The sequence below is a fragment of the Pseudoalteromonas sp. S1609 genome, assembly GCF_005887255.1.
In the GTDB taxonomy this organism is placed as follows: domain Bacteria; phylum Pseudomonadota; class Gammaproteobacteria; order Enterobacterales; family Alteromonadaceae; genus Pseudoalteromonas.
In genome coordinates this window covers 1-21,690 of sequence record NZ_PNDJ01000026.1, presented here as the reverse complement: position 1 = coordinate 21,690, position 21,690 = coordinate 1, and the positions used below count along the sequence as shown (strand labels likewise).

Here is a 21,690-nt window from a genome sequence, read left to right as displayed (position 1 = left end):
ATGACGGTTTTTTCTAACCATACCGTTGCATTAATCGCTGCGCTACTATGCGCACTATTAAGTTTATTTATTGCACTGAGTTTTGGTGCGGCACCCACGTCGCTCGCAGATGTATATCAAAGCTTAACCTTTTCAAACGAGGCTTCATTTACCAGTCGTATTATTATTGAATTAAGAATGCCACGTACTTTGCTGGCTTTTTTAGCCGGGAGTGGCTTAGCGATTGCAGGTTTAATACTACAAACAGTCACCCGTAACCCCTTAGCAGATCCTTATTTATTTGGTATTTCGTCCGGCGCTTCATTAGGTGTGGTTATACTAATGTCTTTTGTGGGAGCAGGGGCGGGTATTGCGCTATCTGGGGCGGCATTAACCGGTAGTTTAGTGGCGATGGGATTATTAATTTTAATTGCTGGCAGCCAGCGCAATGCCCAAGTTGAATCGATGTTATTGGCGGGGGTAGCCTTATCATTTTTATTTAGTGCTTTTACTAGTTTGTTACTTTATTGGAGCGATCCACAAGCAGTCGCGGCTATTTTATTTTGGACTTTAGGTAGTTTTGCTAAAGCACAGTGGCAGTCGCTGCTGTTACCTGTCTTAGTCATTATAGTCTGTACAATAATCATGTTGGGTTTTAGGCGCCAGCTTAATGCCATGTTGTTAGGCGATGAAAGTGCGACAACGCTTGGCGTAAGAGTACATCGTTTTAGAATTTTAATGCTTATTTTAAGCTCGTTGATCACGGCCGTGTTAGTTGCCAACTGTGGTGGTATTGGTTTTGTTGGCTTGATGGTGCCACACATAGTGCGCTTTTTTATCTCTCAAGGTAGCCGCGTTGGATTATTAATGACCGGATTAGTTGGGGGAATATTTATGGTGTGGGTCGATGTGCTTGCTCGTTCACTATTAAGCAACCAAGAGCTGCCAATTGGGGTGATCACGGCGGCTATCGGCAGTCTATTCTTTTTAAGTATATTGTATTTTCGTAAGCGTCAGCTGGTGGTTCAATAATGAAAACACTAATGGTACAAGGCACTACCTCAGATGCGGGTAAAAGTACCCTGGTTGCAGCACTTTGCAGAGTGTTTGCTAATCAAGGTGTTAATGTTGCGCCGTTTAAACCGCAAAATATGGCGCTTAATAGTGCCGTAACGCATGATGGCGGTGAAATTGGTAGAGCACAAGCATTACAAGCCGTTGCGGCAAAAGTAGCACCTGAAATAGACTTTAACCCGATATTACTCAAACCCAATAGTGATACTGGCGCGCAAGTTATTATTCATGGTAGGGCTATTAGCAATATGGAAGCCGACTCTTACCATGACTATAAAAAAGTGGCTATGGATGCGGTATTAACCTCGCATAATCGTTTAGCTAAACGCTTTGACTTGTTGTTGGTTGAAGGGGCTGGTAGCCCAGCTGAAATTAACTTACGCGCAAACGATATTGCCAATATGGGCTACGCCGAAAAGGTCGATTGCCCGGTTATTATTATTGCCGATATTGATAAAGGGGGTGTGTTTGCTCACCTAGTAGGGACTTTGGCGCTATTAAGAGAGTCTGAGCAAGCACGGGTAAAAGGCTTTGTGATTAATCGTTTTCGTGGTGACATTAGCCTATTACAAGGCGGGTTAGATTGGCTTGAAGAGTACACAGGTAAACCTGTGTTAGGGGTGTTACCCTACCTACACGATTTAGCACTTGATGCCGAAGATGCTGTTGCCATAGATAATAATGTTACCGAGGCCAGCATTAATATTGCGGTGCTGCTAGTGCCTCATATTAGTAACCATACCGATTTTGATGCACTGCGATTACACCCAAATATAAATATAACCTATGTGCGCCATACTCAAACAATTCCTGATGTTGATTTAATTATTGTGCCTGGCAGTAAAAATGTACTCAGCGATTTGGTATTTTTAAAAAATGAAGGCTGGGATAAGCAAATTAAACGCCATTTACGCTATGGTGGCAAAGTATTGGGTATTTGCGGCGGTATGCAAATGCTAGGTAATACGATTTGTGACCCTAATGCGGTGGAATCATCATTAGGGCAAATAGCTGGGTTAGCGCTTAGTGATTTTGATACCACATTAGGTGAACAAAAAGTGCTAAGCCAAGTAAACGCCACTATTAGTTTAAACCAGCAGCAGGTTGCTTGTCAGGGTTACGAAATACATGCTGGGATCAGTAAAGGTCAAGCGCTCAATAAACCACTTATTCACTTTAATAAACACCCCAATGGCTTTGAAACTGATGGTTTTATTAGTGATGATAATGCTATTGCTGGTACTTATTTACATGGCTTATTTGACAACGCAGCCGCTACAGAGCTGCTATTAAAGTGGCTAAAACCAGACAGTGAAATTAGTGGTATCAGCATCAATGAGCATCGCGAGCGCCAGCTAGAACGCCTCGCTGAAATGTGCCAAACACATTTAAACATTGAACAAATTATTAAAATTTACCAAGGACATAACAATGACTGAATCAACAAACGACAAGCACCAACAGCGCCAGCAAAAAGTAAAAGAACAAGTTGATGCTCGAGTAGCAGCGGCACAGCAAGAAAAAGGCATTTTTCAGGTTATTACTGGTAATGGCAAAGGTAAATCAACCTCTGGTTTTGGTGTGGTTGCACGCTGTGTTGGCCATGGTAAAAAGGCCGCGGTATGTCAGTTCATTAAAGGTACATGGGAATGTGGTGAGCGTAATTTACTACAAGGTGCTGGAGTTGAATTTGCTGTTATGAACACAGGTTTTACTTGGGATACGCAAAATAAAGAGGCCGATACTGCGGCAGCACAAGCAACATGGCAAGAGTCAAAGCGGATGCTAAGCGACAGCAGTATCGATGTGGTATTACTCGATGAGCTCACCTATATGGTGACCTATGGCTATATCGACCTTGAGGAAGTGGTTGCTGCAATTAACAACCGACCTGCAATGCAATCGGTAATTATTACTGGCCGTGCTGCGCACCGTACCTTAATTGAGCTGGCCGATACGGTAAGTGAAGTGCGTAATGTAAAGCATGCGTTTGAGTCGGGCGTAAAAGCACTAAAAGGCTTTGATTACTAATGTTAAAACGCATAATTCTTGGGCTGTTATTGTTTGCTGTTTATGTACCTCAAGCCTTAGCCGACAAGCCGCTTCGTATTGTGGCTTTGGCACCACACATAGTCGAAAATTTATATGCTATTGGGGCGGGTGATTTAATAGTGGGCACGCTGGATTACGCAGATTACCCACAAGAGGCGACTAAAATTGAGCGTATCGGCGGCTATAATGGCATTTCTATCGAAAAGTTACTCATGCTCAAGCCTGACATGGTCATTGCGTGGAAAAGCGGTAATCAGGCAGAAGATTTAGCACAAATTAAGCGACTAGGGATTGAATTGCATTTAAGTAATCCACGCTCTATTGAAGGCGTTGCTAAAGAAATACTAAAACTAGGTCAATTAACGGGTCGTATTGAGCAAAGTAAAAAGGTAGCAGAGGCATTTACAGCTAAGCTCAACGCAATTAAAGCCGCGCAGCAAAATAAAACCACGCTTACTGGGTTTTATCAGCTGTGGCCTGAGCCTATGATGACGGTATCAAAAAATACCTGGATAAATCAGTTAATCGAAACCTGCCAAGTAACTAATGTATTTGCCGACAGCGACACAGATTACCCACAAATCAGTATTGAAAACGTGATAGTGACTAAGCCACAAGTTATTATTATTCCTGATGAAAAATCAAAACGGGTAATACCTACAGTTAATTGGCAGCAATGGCCTGAAATTCCGGCGGTTAAATATGAGCAATTTATTAGCGTTAACGCGGATTTATTACATCGTTTTTCCCCTAGAATGCTTGATGGATTAGCACAAATGTGTGACAAAGTTGAGGTATCTAGAAAACTTATTAAGAGTCAATTATGAGCAACTGGTCATCTTTTTTAAACCATGAACTTAGCCAAGCATATATGCAGCAAACCCTTGAATATGTTACGAATAAACGAGCTGAAGGCATTGCTGTATACCCGCCAGAACCGCAGGTGTTTAACGCGTTTGATGCAACCCCACTTAGTGACATTAAAGTGGTTATATTAGGTCAAGACCCTTACCATGGAGAAGGGCAAGCGCATGGTTTGTGCTTTTCAGTATTGCCTGAAGTTAAAAAGCTCCCGCCTTCACTTAAAAATATTTATAAAGAGTTAGTGACGGACATTAATGGTTTTATTACGCCAGAGCATGGCTATTTACAAAACTGGGCAGATCAAGGTGTGTTTTTGCTTAATACCGTATTAACAGTAGAGCAAGGGCAAGCCCATTCCCATAAACATTTAGGTTGGGAGCAATTTACTGATAACGTAATTACTCATATAAATGAGCATTGCCAAGGAGTGGTGTTTATTTTGTGGGGCGCACATGCACAAAAAAAAGGTAAAAGCATTGATCGCCAGCGCCATCATATATTGTCTGGACCGCACCCTTCACCGCTTTCAGCGCATCGCGGCTTTTTTGGCTGTCAGCACTTTTCAAAAACCAATGAGCTGTTAATAGCGCAAGGAGCACAGCCCATTAATTGGCAAGTATAGGGTAATTGGTATTAAAAAAGGCTTTCATAAATGAAAGCCTTTTTAGTTGCTGTTGTTGATTAAAACTCTAACTCATCAATAGCAATACTATCAGCAAAATAGTCGAGCTCCTGTAGTTCTTTGCGCAAACGTTGCTTATCTTTTATTGCTTCTATTTCGCGCCATTTTCTTTTTTTATTTTTTTGAGAGGTTTTTTTCGATGTATCAGAACCTTCTAATATTTCTATTATTTCGTTTAGGCTATCCATTGATTATCTCCTATTGACCACTTTTTGAACCTCGGCATTATCTATACCACAGCTATTAATAAAATAGAATATAAATGTGACGAAACTGTTACTAATGGGTGGTGTTTTGATGAAGATCAATACAAAAAGAACGTAAATAGGAACAAGTCGAGTATTTAAAATAAATCGCAGGCACAAAAAAACGTCGCTAAAAAGCGACGTTTTTAAATTCGTTAAACAGCTGTTAGTTACATCGCTTTAAAGCGTGCTTCTAATTGCTCTTGCGCATCTGCAAATGAGCGAATACCTTCAGCTAGTTTCTCAGTGGCCATAGCATCTTGGTTATGTAACCAACGGAACTGTGCTTCACTAAGTGGCTCTGGTTTTGGCTCTTTAGCAATATCGCTCTCTAGTAAGTACTCTTGTGCGTCTTCTAAATTACCTAGCTCTTCTAAAAGATTAGGACTAATTGTTAGCTTATCGCAGCCTGTAAGGGCAATAATTTCACCGGTGTTACGAAAGCTTGCGCCCATAACAACCGTTTTGTAATCGTGACGTTTGTAAAACTCAAAAATACTACGCACCGATTGTACGCCAGGATCTTGTAGCGGCTCGGTTGGTTTTTCCATACCGTTTGCTACGTGCCAATCTAAAATTCTGCCAACAAATGGCGAAATTAAAAATACGTTTGCATCAGCACAGGCACGAGCTTGAGCATCACTAAATAAAAGCGTTAAGTTACATTTAGTGCCTTCTTTTTCTAACTGTTCTGCGGCTTTAATGCCTTCCCAAGTAGAGGCTACTTTAATTAAAATCTTGTCTTTGCTTACGCCTTCTTTTTCGTAAAGGCTCAATAGCGTGTGTGCTTTATTAATTGTTGCTTGAGTATCAAATGATAAACGTGCATCAACTTCAGTAGAAATATAACCCGGTACAATTTCGCTAATTTCTTTACCAAGTAATACTGCAAAATAATCACAAGCCAGCTCTAGTTGTTTTGCAGGCTGTTGCTCGGTTTCTTTAGCGTATTGCCATGCTTTATCTAGATAAGGTTTGTAAGCTTCAATCTCGCTCGCTTTTAAAAGCAGCGATGGATTGGTAGTCGCATCTTCAGGTTGATGTTTTTTTATGGCTTCTATATCGCCCGTGTCGGCCACGATAGAAGAATGTTGTTTAAGCCTTTGTAGAGCGCTAGTCATTTGCTTTTCCTCATTCCAAGCAAGTTAAAAGAAAATCTAAACTACCTTAATATAGCTATACTGCAACAGTGTGACAATGCTTGATAGGTCTTATGTCCTTATCAATGAAAAAACGGTAACGGTTGAGTTTTAGGTAGGATAATTTTAAACAAAACGTGCTTTTCGTCTCATTTAATGTTGAAATTGACATTAAATAATTTACAAGTCAATAGCTAACTATGATCACTGTTATTTCACCAGCAAAGAATCTTGATTACGACACGCCACCCGCAACAGATAAGTTCACTCAACCTGAATTACTTGAGCACAGCGAAGCGCTCATGAAAGTATGCCGTGAACTAACTCCTGCGCAGATTGGTAGTTTAATGAAAATTAGCGATAAGCTCGCGGGCCTTAATGCAGCACGTTTTAGTGAGTGGGCGCAACCGTTTACTACGAGTAATGCTAAACAAGCGGTGCTTGCCTTTAATGGCGATGTATATGGCGGTTTAGATGCCGACACCCTAACGGCTAAGCAACTTGATTATGCTCAAGAGCATTTACGTATACTCTCGGGTTTATACGGATTATTAAAACCACTTGATTTAATGCAAGCCTACCGCCTAGAAATGGGTACAAAGCTTGAAAACAGCCGTGGTAAAAACCTATATGAGTTTTGGGGCAGTATTATTGCTAATAAACTTAACGACGTTTTAGCGGCACAAGATGCACAATACTTAGTTAATTTAGCGTCTAACGAATACTTTAAAGCGGTAGATAAAAAAACGCTTAACGCACAAATTATTACCCCACATTTTAAAGACTGTAAAAACGGCCAATATAAAGTGATTAGCTTTTACGCTAAAAAAGCGCGCGGCATGATGGCGCGTTACCTTATCGAAAACCAAGTCACGCAATTAAGTCAGCTTAAAGAGTTTACCGTGGCCGGTTATTACTTTAGCTCAGAAGCAACCACTAAAGAACTTGAACCGGTATTTTTGCGCGAAGAGCAAAGCTAACACACTTTTTTAAAATGTTTAAAAAGCCATGCATTGCATGGCTTTTTATTTTGGCGCTATTTTTGCAGACCTTAGGTTATTAACCCAAACTAAGGTATAAAAACACATGCTCTCAATTCCCTCAATTACAGAAGCCGAAAAACTCATAGAAGAGAAGCTCGGCGGTTGGTTTGATGTTGTTATAAGTCATATCCCTAACTTTATAGTCGCGGTGATTATTGCGATTATATTTTCATTTATTGCCCGCCTTGCAGGCAAAGGAATGAAAAAAGTATTGCGTCGTTCCCTCGATTCTACTCAAATTGCCGACTTAATGGCCTCCATTTTTAAAGTCATTGTTTTGAGTGTAGGAGTCTTTATTGCCCTTGATTTTATGGGTTTAAAAAGTACCGTTACGTCACTACTTGCGGGTGCAGGTATTGTTGGTCTCGCCATTGGTTTTGCTTTTCAAGATATGACCGAAAACCTAATTGCGGGTATTGCTATGGGTATTCGTAAACCGTTCAAAGCGGGTGATGTTATCGAGACCGATAACGTATTTGGTTCAGTGCATTCAATAAATTTACGTAACACACTAATAGAGAGCTTTTACGGGCAGTTGATACTGGTTCCTAATAAAATACTATTTAGAAATGTACTGCGTAATTACAGCACTTTAGGGGTCAGAAGAATAGAAGTACCAGTAGGTATTTCTTACGCTGACGATATAGAAAAAGCCAGTGAAGTTATTGTCGAAAAAATTAATCAATTCGACTTTGTGATCCGCAAAGATGAGACCGCGGTGTACGCAGAAGGCTTTGGTGATAGCAGTATAAACTTATTGGTATGGTTTTGGATTAAATACCCTGGTGAGCCCGATTTTATGACGGTGCGTCACAAAGGTGTTGTGGCAGTAAAGCAAGCACTCGATGCTGCTGATATAAGTATTCCGTTTCCTATTCGTACGTTGGATTTCGGTATTAAAGGCGGTGAAAAACTCGATGCCATGATAAGCGATAAAATAAGTCAGCAGTCAACTAGTAAAGAGGCTGATAGCAACACTGATACAAGCCAGGAAAGCAATTAATTTTAAATTTACAAGGGTAAAGCGGTAGGAAAAACTTACTGACTATCAGCGCGTTTTTACAAAGTAAAAACGCGCTTTTTATTATAATTAATTGATGTTCGGAAGTAACTAAAGCCTTGCGTTGACTAATTTAAAAGAGTCTCAATTAGAAAACTATATCGATAAGGTTTCTCATTTCAAAATAGATTATTTAATTAATCGAATATGTTCTCAAGCTTGATGCAAGCCCTATATAGAAGTGTCTTTGAGTAAAGGATTCAATGGTATAAGTAGCTGCAATGAGCGTCGCGATTGGCGCGTAAACTAAAAGGCTTTTAATCAAGCTATTTATACTGGCTCGGGAGTATGTTCTGCATTAAATTATATCTTGCAGGCCATAAAAAGCGCCGCTTGTGTTGGAGCAACAAGCAGCGCTGAAGAATAAGTTAAGAAGGAGGTGTATTAAATAACACTAATTTTGTTACGAATGACTTTAACCCCATCCATATTTTCTAAAAACTTTTGAGCAAGAGCACGTTCAAAACCGCTATTAGCTTTGCCTTTGAGTTCAACGTCGCCATTTTCAACCTGTACGTTTAAATTTTTTAATTCTAGGTTTGGGTTAGTACGTAATTCATGAGTAATAGATTGCTGTAAAGTAGCTTGTGTGGCCACACTACTCACTATCGCTAAATGCGTTGCTGCACTAACTTTAAAAGCAGAGACTAATAAAAATAAACAACAAAACGAAATAAAACCGATAGTAAATTTAATGCGACTCATAACTATATCCTTAGTGTGTTTTGAAAAATTATCGCCGTTATTTGGCGTTTTAATACTCATATATTGACTAGGGTTACAAGTTTCATTCCAAATTTAACTGTTTGAAATAATTGGGTATTTTATTAAGTGGTTATTCAGCTAAGTAGTTTTTACATATTACTCTGAATTGCTTACTCACTGTTTTTAAGCCACAAAAAAGCCGACAAACGTCGGCTCAATCAAATATATTCAAGCTAGAGCTATTTTTTCTTCTTAGCTTTGGCTTTTTTCTTCGCTTTCATTTTTACTGGATCTTTACGCTTTTTAACTGGTGGCTTAGCTTCTTTATGTTTTGGCTCTAATCCTTTAAATACACGGCGTTTTAGCTTCTGCTCTATGTAACGTTCTACTTTGTAAAGGATGCCAATATCGTGTGCTTCAATTAGTGAAATTGCTATGCCTTTTTTACCCGCGCGACCTGTACGGCCAATACGGTGTACGTAAACATCTGCAGTGCGAGGCATATCAAAGTTAATTACGTGGCTTATATCAGCTACATCAATACCACGCGCGGCTACATCGGTCGCGACTAAAATGCGGGTTTTGCCACTGTGGAAATTTTCCATCGCTTTCATGCGTTTATCTTGTGGCATTTCACCACGTAGCCACGCAGCTTTAACGCCGTTATTGGTTAGTTCACCAATAAGGGTTTCAAGGCGCTCACGAGTTTTTACAAACACAATCGCTTTACTAACATCAGGGCCGTTTAAGGTGTTAACTAATAGCTCAAGCTTGTGATGGTAATCGTCAGCCAAATGAACCCATTGGTGTATTTTAGCTTTTTCTTTGCGTGATGATTCGGCTTCAAGCAGAGCCGGGTCGTTTAAAATACGCTCTGCAAATAATTCTACGCTGTCACCTTCAAGAGTAGCTGAGAATAAAAAGCACTGACGACGATTTTTAGCTTCATCACAAATACGCAGCATTTCTTTACGAAAGCCCATGTCGAGCATGCGGTCGGCTTCATCAAGAATGAGCATTTCTACGTTTTCTGCGTGGAAGTTTTCAGTTTCCAAATACTCCATTAAACGCCCAGGTGTGGCGATTAAAATGTCGTTATTATTTTCAAAAATTTCTTTATGTGTACCGTAATTAATACCGCCGGTAACCACCCCAATTTTTAAGTGGGTTTGTTTTGCAAGTAACTCACATTGTTCATGAATTTGATAAGCAAGCTCGCGAGTTGGGGTCATAATTAATACCCGTGCAAAGCCCGGATCACGACGCGGGAAATCCATTAAATATTGAATTGCTGGAATTAAGAATGCCGCCGTTTTACCCGTACCTGTCGGTGCAGACGCTAAAATATCACGCCCTTGCAACGCCTCAGGAATGGCTTGTTGTTGAATGCTAGTAGGGGTTTCAAAACCCATTTTATTAATAGCATTGAGTAGCTTATTATCAAGATCAAATTCAGAAAATTGCATAGAGTGTCAAAAATAGGGGACAATTGCCGTTAATTATACGCACTTAAATCTACTTGGTGAATGAAAAGGTGAAAAAATGTCTGGTTTTGCATTTAAACAATTTAAGGTTGAGCACGACCAGTGCGCCATGAAGGTATCTACCGATGGTATTTTACTCGGGGCATGGGCTGATTTAAGCGGTGCAAGTTCGTTATTAGATATTGGCACAGGCACGGGGTTGTTGGCGTTAATGTGTAAACAGCGAGCGCCAGATTTAAAGGTGAGTGCGGTTGAGGTTGATGAAGCCGCCTACCAGCAAGCTTTACAAAATTGCCAGCAAAGCCCTTGGCCAGACATTAGTATTTATCATCAAGGCATTCAGCATTTTGCGGCTGAGACTAAATTTGATTGCGTTATATCTAATCCGCCTTATTTTAATCACAGTTTAAAAAGTGATAATGCAGCACGCAATGCCGCTCGCCATACCGATGGTTTAAGCTTTGCAGAACTGATTGCTGCGTTTAAACGCTTAACGCATAAACAGGCACACTTTAATTTAATTTTACCCAGCAAAGAGGCACAGTTATTTATAACCTTGGCGCAGCAACAAGGGCTGTATTTAAACGCGCATTGCAAAGTAAAAACTACACCGAGTAAAGTGTTCAGTCGTAGCTTAATGCGCTTTAGCTCAATCAAAACAGAATTACAACAAACAGTGCTTTGCATAAAAGATGAAAACAACACCTACACAGCTGATTATGTTGGGCTTTGCAAAGCATTTTATTTAAAGATGTAAGCTATAAATTGAGCTTAGTTATTTAAAAAGAAAGATAATTTACCCATTATGCATACGTATTCAGTTTTTATTTAATCAATCACCAGACTAGTGTTAACCACTTGTAAATAACGTCGAGTATGTTGTTTAACTCGCTCAACACTTGGAACACACACTATGAAGCTGAATAATATAATCACCACTGCAGGATTAAGCCTTGGCTTAACTTTACCAAGCTTAGCTATGGCTGCACCTACAACATTTGTGCATCTATTTGAATGGAATTGGCAAGATATAGCCCAAGAATGTGAACAGTTTTTAGGGCCCAAAGGATATGCTGCTGTACAGGTATCTCCGCCTAACGAGCATATTACAGGTAATCAATGGTGGACTCGCTACCAACCTGTGAGCTACCAACTGCAAAGCCGTGGCGGGAACCGGACGCAGTTTATAGATATGGTTAATCGATGTAATTCGGCAGGCGTAGATATATATGTTGATACGCTAATAAACCATATGGCTGCAGGCAATGGTACTGGTACCGCCGGTAATAACTTTGGTAATAAACAATATCCTATTTATAGCCCACAAGATTTTCACCAAAGCTGCTCAATTAACCCTGAAGATTACGGTAATAACCGCTATCGTGTGCAACATTGCGAGCTGGTAGGGCTTGCCGATTTAAATACCGCTTCAACTTATGTGCAAAATACGTTAGCGGCCTATATTAATGACCTGCAAGCTTTAGGTGTTAAAGGCTTTAGGTTTGATGCTGCTAAGCATGTTGCTGCAAGCGATATTCAAAGTCTAATGGCAAAAATAAATGGTTCGCCAGTGGTGTTTCATGAGGTGATAGATCAAGGTACTGAAGCGGTAGATGCTTCAGAGTATTTAAGTACAGGTTTAGTTACTGAGTTTAAATATAGTACCCAACTTGGTAATACGTTTAGAAATGGCTCGCTTGCGTGGCTAAGTAATTTTGGTGAAGGTTGGGGTTTTATGCCAAGTTCATCAGCTGTGGTATTTGTTGATAACCATGATAACCAACGTGGGCATGGTGGTGCGGGTAATGTAATTACTTTTGAAGATGGCCGTTTATACGACCTAGCTAACGTCTTTATGTTGGCGTATCCGTATGGGTACCCAAAAGTCATGTCGAGTTATGACTTTCATGGTGATACCGATGCAGGTGGGCCAAGTGTGCCAGTGCACAACAATGGTAACTTGGAATGTTTTGCAAGCAAATGGAAGTGTGAGCATCGTTGGTCGTACATTGCTGGTGGTGTTGATTTTAGAAATAACACTGCCGATAACTGGGTTGTAACAAACTGGTGGGATAACACCAATAACCAGATTGCATTTGGGCGAGGTAGCTCAGGCCATATGGCAATTAATAAAGAAGACTCAACTTTAAATGCAACAGTTCAAACAGATATGGCTGCTGGGCAGTACTGTAACGTATTAAAAGGTGAGCTTTCGGGTGATGCTAAAAGCTGTAGTGGTCAGGTTATTACAGTTAATAGTAACGGCACTATTAACCTAAATGTGGCGCCATGGGATGCCATGGCTATTCATAAAAATGCTAAATTACTACAAGGCTCGCTTCCTAATAACGGTGGTGATTGGCAAAGAACCGTTGTTTTTATCAATGCGCAAACACAAAGCGGGCAAGATATGTTTGTTCGTGGTGGAATAGATCACATTTATGCGAATGCAAGCCTTGGTAGAAACTGCCAAACAACGAACATTGAATGTGCCATGCCTATTCGTCACAACAATTTAAAAAACAACACCACTTTGCCTTGGAAAGCAAACGATAATTACCTAGATTGGTATGGTATTGAGCAAGGTCAAAGCAGTGAGGCGCAAGGTACCGCGATGGATTGGACTACTAATATATGGCCTAGTGAATATGGCGCGCAAAAAACGGTAGATAATGATGGTTTTGGCGTTACACCACTTAACATATGGGGCGAACACTACTGGATGCTTGATGTTGATATGGATTGCAGTAAAGCCGTTAACGGCTGGTTTGAACTCAAAGCATTTGTAAAAAATGGCCCTGAGTGGGAGGGCGATATAAATCAAGCAAACGCCCCATATGCAAGCACTAACCATATGGCCCAGTGCGGCAAAATTAATATGTTTGAATTTAATAGCTCAAGTGTAGAGGTACGTGACTTTTAAATATGCACTTTAAAACGTGATTATTATTTAAAAACCAAGTGTGTTGAAACGCACTTGGTTTTTATTTTTTACATGCACCTAATTAGCTATGTAATTTCATAGTGTGTTTATAAATCAGCTGGTATTATCGTTTTATTAGCTATTTAAAATTAAAGCAACTCAATGAAAAACTTTAATAAACTAACTTTGCTAAGCACTCTCGCTGCAGCTTTATTTATAAGCCATAGTGCGCATGCAAACATGAGTCCTGTAGGGCTTTGGAAAACCATTAATGAAGACACCAAAGAAGCAAAGTCTTATGTACGCATTACTGAGCAAGATGGCGTGCTAACTGGCAAAATTGAAACAATACTCAATAAAAATAAGCAAGATGCGCTTTGCAGCGAGTGCAACGGTGATAAAAAGAATCAGCCGATGCTAGGCATGACCATTATTGAAAATGTAACGCATGCCGGAGATGGTAGTTGGGAAGACGGTGAAATACTCGACCCAAATAACGGTAAAACCTACAGCGTGCGTTTAACTCCGCAGCAAAATGGCGAAAAACTTGAAGTGCGTGGTTATGTGGGCTTTTTTTACCGTAACCAATACTGGTTAAAAGTAGAGTAGTTAAATATTAAAAAGCGCTGCATAGCAGCGCTTTTTGCAAGAGTGCACAGTTACAGGGTTTCAGCATACTCTGTCATCACTTGTTCTACCCAGGTGGCAATACGCTCGTCGCTTAGTTCGTACTGACTATCTTCGTCTAATGCTAAACCAACAAATTGTTTACCGTCTTCGGTAAGGGCTTTAGAGGCTTCAAATTCGTAGTTACTGTCGTTAGGCCAAAAGCCAAGTTGAGTAATGGCTTGGGCATTTATTTCATCATGAAGCATGCCTAACGCATCTTGAAACCACTGACCATACCCTTGCTGATCGCCCATACCAAATAAGGCAATGGTTTTACCATTTAGGTCAACGTCTTTTATGTCGTCCCACTTTGATTCCCAATCTTCTTGAATTTCGCCAAAGTCCCACGTAGAAATACCAAAAATGATAAAGTCATATTGCTCAGCGTTTTTAAGCGGCTCGTCTTTAATATTATGTAAGCTGACAATGTCGGCGCCAATAATATCGCGTATTTTTTCTGCCGCCATTTCGGTATAGCAGGTAGTAGAACCAAAAAATAAACCAATCTGCATCGTATTTATCACTGTGTAATTGCCTGTTATGATAGGCTCAAGTTTACCGTAAGGTATTTTTAATTGATACCTTCTACCGTGGTATTACCAACATGAGATCACAACGTGACAACGCTATCTGACGATTTACCTGAACAAAACACTGAGCTAAATAGCAATAGCGACTTTTTAGAAACCTTTCTTGATAGCCTCTATTTAGAACAAGGCGTAAGTGAAAATACACTGAGCGCTTATCGCAGTGACTTAGATAAGTTTTGCCAGTTTTTAAAAGGCGAAAACTTAATGACGGTAACCAGCCTCGACGTTGAAAGTTACTTAGCGCACCGTGTTGATTTGGGGTTAAAACCACGCAGTACTGCACGCAGTATTAGTGCATTAAAACGTTTTTATCAGTACTTTGTACGCGAAAAAATAATTAGCGACTCACCTATGGCCAATATTGCTCAGCCTAAAGCAGGGCAGTCGTTACCAAAAACGCTTTCTGAGGCCGAAGTAGAGGCGCTATTAAGTGCCCCCAATATTGAAGAACCAATGGGGCTGCGCGATAAAGCCATGCTAGAGTTATTATATGCAACAGGCTTGCGGGTAACTGAGCTAGTAGGGCTGAGAATGGAGCAAATAAATTTGCGCCAAGCTGTGGTGTTTGTAAAAGGTAAAGGAAACAAAGAGCGGTTAGTGCCTTTAGGTGAAGAGGCTATGTATTGGCTCGAGCAATTTTTAAAGCTTGGCCGAGCACAAATGATAAAACATGCCACCGATTTTGTCTTTCCCTCTAAACGAGGGGTGGGCATGACACGACAAACTTTTTGGCATCGGATTAAACACTATGCTATTTTGGCATCCGTTGAGTCGCCGTTATCACCTCATACTTTGCGACATGCATTTGCAACGCATTTATTAAATCATGGGGCTGACTTGCGTGTGGTGCAGATGATGCTTGGCCACAGCGACCTATCAACTACCCAAATTTATACGCATGTAGCGAATGAGCGATTAAAATCGGTGCATGCTGAGCACCATCCTCGTGCTTAAGCGAATTTTTTTGTTACTAAGCCGGTCATATAGACACGATAAGATAAGTATTTTTTAGGATAGAGAACCCGTTATGAAAAAATTAATGTTAGCAGGTGCCATGTTGTGCACTAGTTTGAGCGCTTTTGCTAATGGCGTTGCAGTAACACCCGATGCCAATGATCCTATCGTGACAAAATTTGCCGCGCTTGGAGTAACTGTAAAACAAATTAACCCAAGTCCGGTTGCAGGCTTAAAAGAATTGATTACCAATAAAGGGGTGCTATATGCAAGCCCTGACGGTCAGTTTTTAATGCAAGGTACGCTAATCGATTTAAACAACCGTAATAATTTAACCGAGCAAGCACTTAATGGTGTGCGCCAATCAGGGTTAAAAGAATACGAAGATTCAATGATTGTGTATAAAGCGCCAGAAGAAAAACACAGCATTACCGTGTTTACAGATATTAGCTGTGGTTACTGTCGTAAATTACACCGAGAGCTTGATGACTTACTTGAGTCGGGTATTACGGTTAAATACCTCGCATTTCCACGTGGCGGCCTACAGGGGTCAGGTTATGCTGATTTAATGAATGTGTGGTGTGCTAAAGATCAGCAAGAAGCACTTACTGAAGCTAAATCGGGCTCGGATACACAAATTGTAAAAGATTGTAGCGCACCCGTTGCAGAGCATTACCAATTAGGCCAAAGTTTTGGTGTTAGTGGTACACCGGCTATTATTTTAGAAGATGGCACGATGATCCCAGGCTACCAACCAGCAGCCGCATTAAGCGCTGCGCTTGAGGCGAATAAAGCAGGTTAATTAAAAACCTGAGTACCTGTTTAAAAAGGCCTTTATGGCCTTTTTTTGTCTTTTTGTTATGAACATCATAAGTTAAAAAACCAGCATGAAAAAAATGATCATTGCGCGAGAACCCGTTGACGACTCTCATCTACCTAGTCATCTACATCCTGTTATTAAGCAAATTTATGCCACGCGTAACGTCTGCCATGCTGATGAATTAAATAATAGTGCGGCTACTTTACTCGACTTTAAGTTGTTTAAAGATATAGACAAAGCCAGCCAACTGTTAATTGACGCGCTGCATGCACAAAGCAAAATACTTATTGTTGGCGATTTTGACGCCGACGGCGCAACCAGCACCGCCACCTTAATGCAAGGGCTGGCCATGTTTGGCTTTACTCATTTAGATTACTTAGTGCCAGACCGCTTTAGTCTAGGTTATGGTTTAAGCCCAGCATTGGCTGAGCAAATAGTGACTATGCAGCCCGATTTAGTGATCACCGTAGATAACGGTATTTCGTGTATTGCAGGGATTGATATTGTTAAAGCCGCAGGCATTAAAGTGCTGGTTACAGATCACCATTTACAAGGCGAGCAACTGCCGAATGCCGATGCTATTGTTAACCCTAATCGTCATGACTGTGATTTTCCTTCTAAGTCGATAGCTGGTGTTGGTGTGGCGTTTTATTTGCTTATCGCACTGAGAAGTGCGCTGCGTGAACAAGGCTACTTTAACCAACATCCCATGCCAAATATTGCTGACTTACTCGATATTGTAGCCCTTGGTACGGTGGCCGATGTGGTAGCCCTTGATGCAAATAACCGTACGTTAGTGCATCAAGGCTTGGCACGTATTCGCAGCGGTAAAACCCGCCCAGGTATCACCGCATTGATTGAAGTGGCTAATCGCAATGCAGCTCGTTTGAGTGCCAGCGATTTTGGCTTTTCATTGGCGCCACGTTTAAATGCAGCAGGGCGCTTAGATGACATGAGTTTGGGTATAGCTTGCTTACTTAGCAACGACATAAATCAAGCAAGGCGCATAGCCGGCGAGCTTGATAGCTTAAACTTTGCCAGACGTGAAATAGAGCAAGGTATGCAAGTAGAGGCGCAAGCCGTGCTCGATAGGCTAGCATTTAAAGAAAATAGCGTACCTGATGCTATTTGTTTGTATCAAGACGATTGGCATCAAGGCGTTATTGGCATTTTAGCGGGGCGCTTAAAAGAAAAATACCACCGCCCAACCGTGATATTTGCGGGTGGCGAAAACGGTGAAATAAAAGGTTCATGTCGCTCTATTGAAGGTTTACATATGCGCGACCTGCTTGAAGGTTTAAACACTGCGCAGCCTGGTTTAATTAATAAATTTGGCGGCCACGCAATGGCGGCAGGTTTAAGTATTAACGAGCAACAATTTACTGAGTTCAAACGCGCATTTAATAGTGCAGTTAGCGAGCAACTCAGTGAAGAAAGTAAACGCTGTATTGTATTTACCGATGGTGAGTTACCTAATGATTGCTTTAGCATGGATTTTGCCCAGCTTTTAAAACAATCGGGCCCGTGGGGGCAGCAGTTTCCTGAGCCGATATTTGAACACACCTTTGAAGTAATCCAGCAGCGTATTGTGGGTGAAAAACACTTAAAGCTAGTATTAAAGCATCAGTCTGCACGCTTAGTGGATGCCATTGCCTTTGGGATTGATGTAAAAGCGTGGCCAGATACCGAGGCGCAGTTTGTTAAAGTAGCGTATCAGCTCGATATAAATGAATTTAGAGGTAAATTTAGCTTACAACTTATAGTTAGAGAGCTTGAAAAAGTGGGCTAAAAAATATCTTCAAACCATGCATAAAAGGCTAATAAAACGCGCGGTTTTTTGTTAAAATCGGGCGTTTTTATTATTTAATGATTTTTAATTGCGCTCGGTCTCTTTTTTAAGTGCGCAATAACCTAGCCATTTTGGAGTAATGTACATGTTTGAAGTGAATCCTGTGATTAATCAAATCAAGGAAATTCGCGAACGTACTGAACTGCTTCGGGGGTACCTTTGACTACGCTCTTAAACAAGAACGTTTAGAAGAAGTTAACGCCGAACTTGAAGATTCAGCCGTATGGAATGAGCCTGAGCGCGCACAAGCCCTTGGTCGTGAAAAGTCAGCACTAGAAGCCGTGGTTGAAACAATCGATAACCTTGTTGCTGGTACTGACGATGTTGAAGGTTTAGTAGAGCTTGCTGTTGAAGCTGAAGATCAAGACACCTTTGATGAAGCACAAAGCGAACTAGCTGATTTAAACCAGCAGCTTGAAGGGCTTGAGTTTCGTCGTATGTTTTCAGGCTCTCACGATTCAAACGATGCCTACCTTGATTTACAATCAGGCTCTGGCGGTACTGAAGCACAAGACTGGTGTAATATTTTACTGCGTATGTACTTACGCTGGGGTGAAGCTAAAGGCTTTAAAGTAGAGCTTGTTGAGGCGACCGATGGCGATGTTGCTGGTATTAAAGGCGCAACAGTACGTTTTTCTGGTGAGTATGCATATGGTTGGTTACGCACTGAAACAGGCGTACACCGCTTAGTTCGTAAAAGCCCATTTGATTCAAGTGGCCGCCGCCATACCTCGTTTGCATCTGCGTTTGTTTACCCAGAAGTTGATGACAACATTGAGATTGATATTAATCCGTCTGACTTACGTATAGACGTTTACCGTGCATCAGGCGCGGGTGGTCAGCACGTAAATACCACTGAATCGGCGGTACGTATTACCCACGTACCAACCAATACCGTGGTGCAGTGTCAAAACGAGCGCTCGCAGCATAAAAATAAAGCCCAAGCAATGAAGCAGTTAAAAGCGAAATTATTTGAGCTTGAGCTGCAACAGCAAAATGCTGAAAAGCAAAGCCAAGAAGACAACAAGTCTGATATTGGCTGGGGAAGTCAAATTCGTTCATACGTACTTGATGACTCGCGTATTAAAGATTTACGTACTGGCGTTGAAAACCGTAACACTCAAGCGGTACTCGATGGCGACCTAGATAAATTTATTGAAGCCAGCTTAAAATCTGGTTTATAACCACCAAGCTAAAAAAGAGCTAAAAAATGACTGATCAAATCCAAGACGAAAATAAGTTAATCGCTGAGCGTCGCGGCAAATTAGACGCTATTCGCGAAAATTGCCCAGCCAACGGTCATCCAAACCAATTCCGTCGTGAGCATTACACGGCAGATTTGCAGGCTGAGTTTGGTGATAAGAGTAAAGAAGAGCTAATCGAATTACAGCACGTAGTATCGATAGCAGGTCGTATTCTTGCTAAACGTGGTCCATTTATGTCTATTCAAGACATGAAAGGCCGTGTGCAAGCATATGCCTCAAAAGACGTTCAAAAAGATTTAAAAGCAAAATATGGTCAGCTTGATATTGGCGATATTATTGGTGTTAAAGGCGCGCTGAACAAATCAGGTAAAGGCGATTTATACGTAGAAATGACAGAGTACGAACTGCTGACTAAGTCACTTCGTCCACTACCAGAAAAATTCCATGGCTTATCAGATCAAGAAACTAAATACCGTCAACGTTATGTTGATTTAATAACTAACGAAGCAACGCGTGAAACATTCCGCATTCGCTCACAAGTAGTTGAAGGCATTCGTCGCTTTTTAGCTGACCGCGATTTTATGGAAGTAGAAACGCCAATGCTACAGGTTATTCCTGGTGGCGCGACGGCACGTCCGTTTGTAACGCATCATAATGCGCTTGATATCGATATGTACTTGCGTATTGCACCAGAGCTTTACTTAAAGCGTTTAGTGGTAGGTGGTTTTGACCGCGTATTCGAAATTAACCGTAACTTCCGTAACGAAGGGTTATCGACACGCCACAACCCAGAATTCACTATGATTGAGTTCTACCAAGCGTATGCTGACTACATTGATTTAATGAACATCACCGAAGACATGTTACGTACAGTTGCAACTAATGTACTGGGCAGCCCAATTGTGGTTAACACCACTAAAGATGAAAACGGCGAAGTTGTTGACTCAGTAGAGTACGACTTTGGTCAACCATTCACGCGTTTAAGCATGGCAGATGCTATCTTAAAATATAACCCTGAGTTTGATGCTGCGGTATTTAACGACCCAGAAAACCACTTTGAAGAATTAAAAGCGTACGCTAAACAAGTACACGTTAAAATTCCTGAAAACTGCGTATGGGGCCCAGGTAAGTTCTTATGTGAAATATTTGAAGAAACGGCTGAGCATATGCTTATCCAACCTACATTTATCACAGGCTACCCGTGGGAAGTATCTCCACTTGCACGTCGTAACGACGAAAATCCATTTGTAACTGATCGTTTTGAATTTTTTGTTGGCGGTCGTGAATTAGCAAATGGTTTCTCAGAGCTTAACGATGCACAAGATCAAGCTGAGCGTTTCACGCGTCAGGTTGAAGAGAAAGACGCTGGTGATGATGAAGCAATGCACTATGACGAAGACTACATTCGCGCACTTGAGTATGGTTTACCACCAACGGCAGGTGAGGGCATTGGTATTGACCGTTTAGTGATGCTATTTACTGACTCATCAACTATCAAAGATGTTATTTTATTCCCGCACATGCGCCCACAAGCTGACTAAGCTTGAAGGAATAAACTATAAAATTATTAACGCCGCTAATTAGCGGCGTTTTTTTTGCCTTATTGTTTGTGAGACATTGCCTAAACTTTATATTAGGGCTTTTAATTAATAAGTACTACACTGATAATAAAATGTAAGTACAAAGGGATATTAACCTTTAATTCAGTTTCATTATCATAAAGTTGCCTCACTGCTTAGCAACATTAAAGCAGTGCTATAACTTTTTGGTATGATTGTTTTTTAAACATTATGTTGTATTTATGTGAATTTTTTAGCTAAAATATGGCCGAAATTTGTACACGGTCATTATTAGTCGTAAAAATAAAAATTTCTAAAGGACTTAGATAAATAATATGAAAGCTAAACGAGTAGAGTCTTTACCCGATGAGAGCACCACAGAGCAACAGCGACAAGCTTATTACCGCGCGTGTATTGCTGAGTTTCAAAAATTGGGCTACCAAGAGCAATATCTTGCTGAACTTACGGATGAACTAGTGCCAGTGATGGGTGTTAACTCAAGCACTCCAAATACCTAACCTGATTAATTTTCAAACTAATTACACTTTAAAACCAGACATGTGTGCAATCTATAGCCATATAGTCACTTTTGTCAGAAAAGTGTTTGACATATTTTCTGAAATCTTTATTATACGCCCCACAAGACGGAGAGGTGTCCGAGTGGCCGAAGGAGCTCCCCTGCTAAGGGAGTATAGAGTTTGTAGCTCTATCGAGGGTTCGAATCCCTCCCTCTCCACCATTTTTTAAATGGCGAAATCTTGTAAACGTAAAGATGGGCGCATAGCTCAGCTGGA

General features: G+C 40.9%; 21 protein-coding genes and 1 tRNA gene. 17 read left to right on the top strand and 5 right to left on the bottom strand.

All coding sequences use genetic code 11. The features are described 5' to 3' along the window. The 5 genes from CWB76_RS07825 to ung are packed head-to-tail and all read left to right on the top strand — an operon-like array spanning position 1 to position 4,591. The gene (locus tag CWB76_RS07825) at positions 1-1,011 is read left to right on the top strand and encodes a FecCD family ABC transporter permease (RefSeq protein WP_010391540.1); all 1,011 of its coding nucleotides are present in this window, start codon (positions 1-3) and stop codon (positions 1,009-1,011) included. Beyond that, positions 1,011-2,492 (top strand): cobyric acid synthase, encoded by a 1,482-nt coding sequence (locus CWB76_RS07820; RefSeq protein WP_138606639.1) that lies wholly within the window; start codon positions 1,011-1,013, stop codon positions 2,490-2,492. Before CWB76_RS07825 ends, CWB76_RS07820 begins: the two co-directional genes overlap by 1 nt. Further along, positions 2,485-3,084 carry a cob(I)yrinic acid a,c-diamide adenosyltransferase gene (gene cobO / locus CWB76_RS07815; RefSeq protein WP_010391538.1) on the top strand — a complete coding sequence of 200 codons (600 nt, stop codon included), beginning with the start codon at positions 2,485-2,487 and terminating at the stop codon, positions 3,082-3,084. Before CWB76_RS07820 ends, cobO begins: the two co-directional genes overlap by 8 nt. Then, positions 3,084-3,932, top strand: coding sequence for a cobalamin-binding protein (locus tag CWB76_RS07810; protein ID WP_138606637.1), 849 nt, complete (start codon positions 3,084-3,086; stop codon positions 3,930-3,932). Before cobO ends, CWB76_RS07810 begins: the two co-directional genes overlap by 1 nt. Further along, positions 3,929-4,591, top strand: coding sequence for a uracil-DNA glycosylase (gene ung, locus CWB76_RS07805; RefSeq protein ID WP_138606635.1), 663 nt, complete (start codon positions 3,929-3,931; stop codon positions 4,589-4,591). Before CWB76_RS07810 ends, ung begins: the two co-directional genes overlap by 4 nt. A gap of 59 nt (positions 4,592-4,650) precedes the next feature. Here the strand turns inward: ung and CWB76_RS07800 are convergent, their stop codons facing one another. Both CWB76_RS07800 and tal read right to left on the bottom strand, forming a co-directional pair. Continuing rightward, positions 4,651-4,839, bottom strand: a complete 189-nt coding sequence (locus tag CWB76_RS07800; protein WP_008110646.1) for a DUF3545 family protein — start codon at positions 4,837-4,839, stop codon at positions 4,651-4,653. A 227-nt stretch (positions 4,840-5,066) separates the two neighbouring features. After that, a complete protein-coding gene (gene tal, locus CWB76_RS07795; RefSeq protein WP_138606633.1) occupies positions 5,067-6,017 on the bottom strand; it encodes a transaldolase in 951 nt (316 codons plus the stop codon). Positions 6,018-6,235: 218 nt separating this feature from the next. On the opposite strand from tal, the gene yaaA reads away from it, so the two are divergent. Then, complete coding sequence (gene yaaA, locus CWB76_RS07790; protein ID WP_013465813.1) at positions 6,236-7,015, top strand: peroxide stress protein YaaA; 780 nt, start codon at positions 6,236-6,238, stop codon at positions 7,013-7,015. A gap of 106 nt (positions 7,016-7,121) precedes the next feature. Next, positions 7,122-8,081 carry a mechanosensitive ion channel family protein gene (locus tag CWB76_RS07785; RefSeq protein ID WP_138606631.1) on the top strand — a complete coding sequence of 320 codons (960 nt, stop codon included), beginning with the start codon at positions 7,122-7,124 and terminating at the stop codon, positions 8,079-8,081. 441 nt (positions 8,082-8,522) lie between these two features. On the opposite strand, the gene CWB76_RS07780 is transcribed toward CWB76_RS07785, so the two are convergent. Together CWB76_RS07780 and srmB are read right to left on the bottom strand one after the other, a co-directional pair. Further along, positions 8,523-8,843, bottom strand: coding sequence for a BON domain-containing protein (locus tag CWB76_RS07780; protein ID WP_138606629.1), 321 nt, complete (start codon positions 8,841-8,843; stop codon positions 8,523-8,525). Between the two features lie 239 nt (positions 8,844-9,082). Then, a complete protein-coding gene (gene srmB, locus CWB76_RS07775) occupies positions 9,083-10,309 on the bottom strand; it encodes an ATP-dependent RNA helicase SrmB (RefSeq protein WP_010391528.1) in 1,227 nt (408 codons plus the stop codon). A 76-nt stretch (positions 10,310-10,385) separates the two neighbouring features. Between srmB and CWB76_RS07770 the strand changes: the two genes are divergently transcribed. The 3 genes from CWB76_RS07770 to CWB76_RS07760 all read left to right on the top strand — a co-directional run bounded on the left by CWB76_RS07770 (position 10,386) and on the right by CWB76_RS07760 (position 13,859). Then, the gene (locus CWB76_RS07770; RefSeq protein WP_138606627.1) at positions 10,386-11,084 is read left to right on the top strand and encodes a tRNA1(Val) (adenine(37)-N6)-methyltransferase; all 699 of its coding nucleotides are present in this window, start codon (positions 10,386-10,388) and stop codon (positions 11,082-11,084) included. Between the two features lie 156 nt (positions 11,085-11,240). Continuing rightward, positions 11,241-13,250 (top strand): alpha-amylase, encoded by a 2,010-nt coding sequence (locus CWB76_RS07765; RefSeq protein ID WP_138606625.1) that lies wholly within the window; start codon positions 11,241-11,243, stop codon positions 13,248-13,250. A 162-nt stretch (positions 13,251-13,412) separates the two neighbouring features. Then, a complete protein-coding gene (locus CWB76_RS07760) occupies positions 13,413-13,859 on the top strand; it encodes a DUF2147 domain-containing protein (protein WP_138606623.1) in 447 nt (148 codons plus the stop codon). Positions 13,860-13,909: 50 nt separating this feature from the next. Here the strand turns inward: CWB76_RS07760 and fldB are convergent, their stop codons facing one another. Further along, on the bottom strand, positions 13,910-14,431 hold the full coding sequence (gene fldB, locus CWB76_RS07755) for a flavodoxin FldB (RefSeq protein ID WP_008467792.1): 522 nt from the start codon (positions 14,429-14,431) through the stop codon (positions 13,910-13,912). Between the two features lie 105 nt (positions 14,432-14,536). Here fldB and xerD point away from each other — a divergent pair, with 105 nt between their 5' ends. From xerD to CWB76_RS07720, 7 genes are all read left to right on the top strand, one after another. Beyond that, the gene (gene xerD / locus CWB76_RS07750; protein ID WP_138606621.1) at positions 14,537-15,463 is read left to right on the top strand and encodes a site-specific tyrosine recombinase XerD; all 927 of its coding nucleotides are present in this window, start codon (positions 14,537-14,539) and stop codon (positions 15,461-15,463) included. A 73-nt stretch (positions 15,464-15,536) separates the two neighbouring features. Further along, complete coding sequence (gene dsbC, locus CWB76_RS07745; RefSeq protein ID WP_138606619.1) at positions 15,537-16,265, top strand: bifunctional protein-disulfide isomerase/oxidoreductase DsbC; 729 nt, start codon at positions 15,537-15,539, stop codon at positions 16,263-16,265. Between the two features lie 85 nt (positions 16,266-16,350). Then, positions 16,351-18,072: a single-stranded-DNA-specific exonuclease RecJ gene (gene recJ, locus CWB76_RS07740; RefSeq protein ID WP_138606617.1), complete on the top strand. Its 1,722-nt coding sequence runs from the start codon at positions 16,351-16,353 to the stop codon at positions 18,070-18,072. 145 nt (positions 18,073-18,217) lie between these two features. Then, positions 18,218-19,316, top strand: a protein-coding gene (gene prfB, locus CWB76_RS07735; RefSeq protein WP_109874146.1) for a peptide chain release factor 2 whose coding sequence is annotated in 2 segments (ribosomal slippage) — positions 18,218-18,292 and positions 18,294-19,316 — 1,098 coding nt in all. Because the reading frame shifts where the segments join, the coding sequence is not laid out codon by codon here. 26 nt (positions 19,317-19,342) lie between these two features. Further along, positions 19,343-20,878 (top strand): lysine--tRNA ligase, encoded by a 1,536-nt coding sequence (gene lysS / locus CWB76_RS07730; RefSeq protein WP_010391516.1) that lies wholly within the window; start codon positions 19,343-19,345, stop codon positions 20,876-20,878. A gap of 353 nt (positions 20,879-21,231) precedes the next feature. Beyond that, a complete protein-coding gene (locus tag CWB76_RS07725; protein WP_138606615.1) occupies positions 21,232-21,414 on the top strand; it encodes a hypothetical protein in 183 nt (60 codons plus the stop codon). 128 nt (positions 21,415-21,542) lie between these two features. After that, positions 21,543-21,635: transfer RNA gene (locus CWB76_RS07720), tRNA-Ser, on the top strand. Positions 21,636-21,690: the final 55 nt, after the last annotated feature.